Below are 3,612 nucleotides of genomic sequence, written 5' to 3' on the forward strand. Positions count from 1 at the left end.
GTTCGAGGCGCTGTTCATCCTGACCACAGTCGACGCCGGGACCCGGGTCGGCCGGTTCATGCTCCAGGACATGCTGGGCAACATCTGGAAGCCGATCGGCCGGGTCAGCTGGCTGCCTGGCGTGTGGCTGACCAGTGCAGGCGTCGTCGGCGCATGGGGCTACTTCCTGTACACGGGCGTCACCAACCCGCTCGGCGGCATCAACCAGCTCTTCCCCCTGTTCGCCGTCGCCAACCAACTGCTCGCCGCCCTGGCACTGACCGTCGTCACCGTCATCCTGGTCAAGAGCGGCCGGCTCAAGTGGGCCTGGGTCACGGCCGTCCCACTGGCCTGGGAGGCGGCGGTGACGCTGAACGCCAGCTACCAGAAGATCTTCTCGGCCGATCCGACGATGGGCTTCTTCGCCCAGCGCCAGAAGTTCGCCGATGCCATCGCGCACGGCAAGGTGCTCGGACCGGCCAAGAACCTGGACCAGATGCACCAGGTCGTCACCAACTCGACCGTGCAGGGCGTGCTGTCCGTGTTCTTCGCGGTCCTGATCATCATCGTGATCGTCGACGGAGCCCGGGTGTGCCTCCAGGCGATCATCCGGGGCCGGGAACTCCCGACGACGGAGACACCGTTCGTCGAATCGACGATCCTCGCGCCGGCTGGCCTCTTCGCCACCGCCGACGAGCGCCGGGAACTCGTCGGAGCCGGTGCCCCGGCCGAACATCGCGGCGGCACGCGCAGGGACGGTGACCAATGAATGTACGGCACTTGTTGGCGCAACTGTGGTGGTACGTCCGAGAAATCGCGGGCGAGAACAGCTACCACTACTACGTCGCACACCACCGGGAACACCGCACGGCGGAAGCCCCGCTGACCCGCCGGGAGTTCGAGCGGCTGAAGAGCGGCACGGCGGTGCGCTGCTGCTGAAGCACAGATCGCCGTCGCGGCCGGACCGGGTTCGACCAAACCGGCCGGCCGCGACGGCGGCGTCGTACCAGGTAGCACGGATCTGCTCATCGATCACGGTCCTGCGGCCCGTGTGGCAGTGTCGCCGGAGTCTTTGGCGTTCGGCGACTTCGCGAGCGAGATGATCAACCCCTATGTCCTCATCGCGCAATGCCGGGCCACGCCAACTGTGAGGCGTCGTCCGGCCCTACAGCTGTAACCAGTTGGAGAAGTCTCCTCGTGTCAACGAACAAGCCCGTAACTGGGAGGCCCGGCTCTACCAAACGGCACGGCTACGTCCTCAAGCGCCTGCCGCCGCTAGCGTTCCGCGTCGTTGATTCGTTGATAGATTGACGGTATGGGTGACGGTCGCGGTCCGAAGCTGGCAGTGCTGGAGCTGAGCGCTTAGGAGCGGGATGTGTTGCGGGGCTGGGCTCGGCGGGCCAAGACGGCGCAGGCGTTGGCGTTGCGGGCGCGGATCGTTTTGGCATGCGCGGATGGCTTGTCCAACAGCGAGGTGTCACGCCAGCTTCGGCGTCGCTGCCTACGGTTGGCAAATGGCGCAGGCGGTTCGTCACCCAGCAGCTCGCGGAGGGGCTGAGCAGACGCCGCCTGATGAGTGGCGCTGCGGCGACCGCGCTGGCGCTCGCCTCCGGCTGCGCTCATGAAGACGACGACGGCTCCGGTGCCGGCGTGCTCGTCGGCATACCTCAGGAGGAGTTCACACCGCCGGCGGGAAAGCTGTCCGGATCGCTGCGGATCCTCGCCTGGAGCCATTTCGTGCCGACGTACGATCGTTGGTTCGACGACTTCGTCCGCCGGTGGGCGGGGCGGGTCGGCGTCGACGTCAGCATCGACCACATCGATCTGAGCCAGATCACGACCCGGGTGGCGGCGGAGATCTACGCCGGTCACGGGCACGACCTCATCCAGTATGTGGCGCCGTTGCCGCAGTTCGAGCCCGCGGTGCTGGACCTGAGTGATCTCGTCCGGGAGGCCAACCGGCGGTGGGGGCCTCAGGCGGAGCTGTGCCGGCAGTCGAGCTTCAACCCGACGACGAACCGGTATTTCGCCTACGCGCCTGGCTGGGTGCCGGTTCCCGGCAACTTTCGGCGCTCGATGTGGTCGGCGATCGGCTTGCCCAATGGACCGGCAAGTTGGGACGAGTTGTTGCGCGGCGGAACTGAGATTCGCCGGGCCACCGGCGTCCGGCTCGGCCTGGGGATGTCCCAGGAGCTCGACTCCAATATGGTCGGGTGGTCCCTGTTGTGCTCGTTCGGATCGTCCGTACAGGACGCCGAGGGCCGGGTCACGCTCGACCGGTCCGAGGCCGTCGCGGCGGTGGAGTTTATGGCCCGGTTGTACCGCCAGGCCATGACCGACGAGGTGTTCTCGTGGACTCCCAGCTCCAACAATCAGGGGCTGGTCGCCGGGCGGCTGTCCTACATCAGCAACTCGATCTCCGCCTGGCGGACCGCACAGCGGACCACGCCCGGGATCGCGGGCGATATCCATTTCGCGCCGGCGCTGGCCGGGCCGGCGACCGCCCTGGCTGCGCACCACCTCGTGCACAACTGGATCATCCCGAAGTACGCCACAGGGGCGGCCGCTGGTCAGGAGTTCTTGTTGCACTACACCGCGAACTTCGCGGCCGCCACGTACTCGTCCATGCTGTATGACTTGTGCGCTTGGCCCGGCCGCACGCCAGAGCTGGCAAACTGGCTCCGGCGCGACCCGTTCGGTGCCAATCCGGCGGACAAACTGGCGCTGCTCGCGGATGCTGCCAAGTGGAGTGTCGGCCTTGGCTACCCGGGCACGGCGAACGCCGCCACCGGTGAGATAGTCAGCAGCTACGTCGTTCCCAATATGTTCGCCCGGGCGGCGCGAGGCGAGGTCAGCGCCGCAACCGCGGTCGCCGATGCGGCGGCTCAGGCCCGGTCCATCTACGCCAAGTGGCAGACCCGGGGTCTGGTGGCCTGATGGGAAATCATGCGCTCGCGCAACGTCGCCGCCGCATCCGCGAGCGCGACACCGCGCTCGCGATGCTATTCGTCGTGCCGACGGCCGGCTACGTCCTTGCCTTCATCCTCGGACCGGTCGTCCTGGCCATCGCCTACGCACTCTCCGATGTGACCGTTGCCGACCCGAGCTTCGACTGGGTCGGCCTGGCCAACATCGACCTCGTCCTGGCCGACCCCGTGTTCTGGCGATCGCTGCTCAACACGCTGCTCATCACCGTGGCGACGACCGCGCTCGCCGTAGCGGGCGGGAACATCGTGGCCCGGCTCATGCTGGCCCGCGTGTATGGGCGCTGGCTGGTCCGCGTCGGCGTGCTGTTGCCCTGGGTGACTCCGGTCACCATTTCGGCGGTATCGTGGCTGTGGCTGCTCAACTCGGTCTACTCGCCCTTGGACTGGGCTGGACGGCAGCTGGGCCTGCTCGGCGCGGCTGAGAGCACCAACTGGCTTGGCCGGCCTTCGACGGCCATGACGGCGGTGGTTGCGGGGCACGTCCCCGGCCCCGAAGTCACAACCGGAGCCAGTCCAGGCCTTGAGCTTCCCCCGCTTTGATGGAGCGGTGGTTACCTGCCTCCGGTCGGGGCAGGGGTGAGGTTGTCTGGCCCGGTGTGGGTCTGCCAGGCGGTCTCGTATTCGTCGGGGCTGCGGTAGCCGAGGT

General features: G+C 67.4%; 4 protein-coding genes. All 4 read left to right on the top strand.

Annotated elements, in window-relative coordinates; genetic code table 11:
- Positions 1–748, top strand: a 748-nt coding sequence (locus ABD332_RS59750; RefSeq protein ID WP_344516055.1) for a carbon starvation CstA family protein, incomplete at its 5' end; no start/stop codon positions are given.
- Positions 745–918 (top strand): CstA-like transporter-associated (seleno)protein, encoded by a 174-nt coding sequence (locus ABD332_RS59755; RefSeq protein ID WP_344516057.1) that lies wholly within the window; start codon positions 745–747, stop codon positions 916–918. The genes ABD332_RS59750 and ABD332_RS59755, both read left to right, overlap by 4 nt.
- Positions 919–1,425: 507 nt before the next feature.
- Positions 1,426–2,916: an ABC transporter substrate-binding protein gene (locus tag ABD332_RS59760; protein WP_344516059.1), complete on the top strand. Its 1,491-nt coding sequence runs from the start codon at positions 1,426–1,428 to the stop codon at positions 2,914–2,916.
- A complete protein-coding gene (locus ABD332_RS59765) occupies positions 2,916–3,506 on the top strand; it encodes a carbohydrate ABC transporter permease (protein ID WP_344516061.1) in 591 nt (196 codons plus the stop codon). Before ABD332_RS59760 ends, ABD332_RS59765 begins: the two co-directional genes overlap by 1 nt.
- The last annotated feature ends 106 nt before the right edge of the window (positions 3,507–3,612 follow it).

The organism is Dactylosporangium maewongense, assembly GCF_039531485.1.
GTDB classification, from domain to species: Bacteria; Actinomycetota; Actinomycetes; order Mycobacteriales; family Micromonosporaceae; genus Dactylosporangium; species Dactylosporangium maewongense.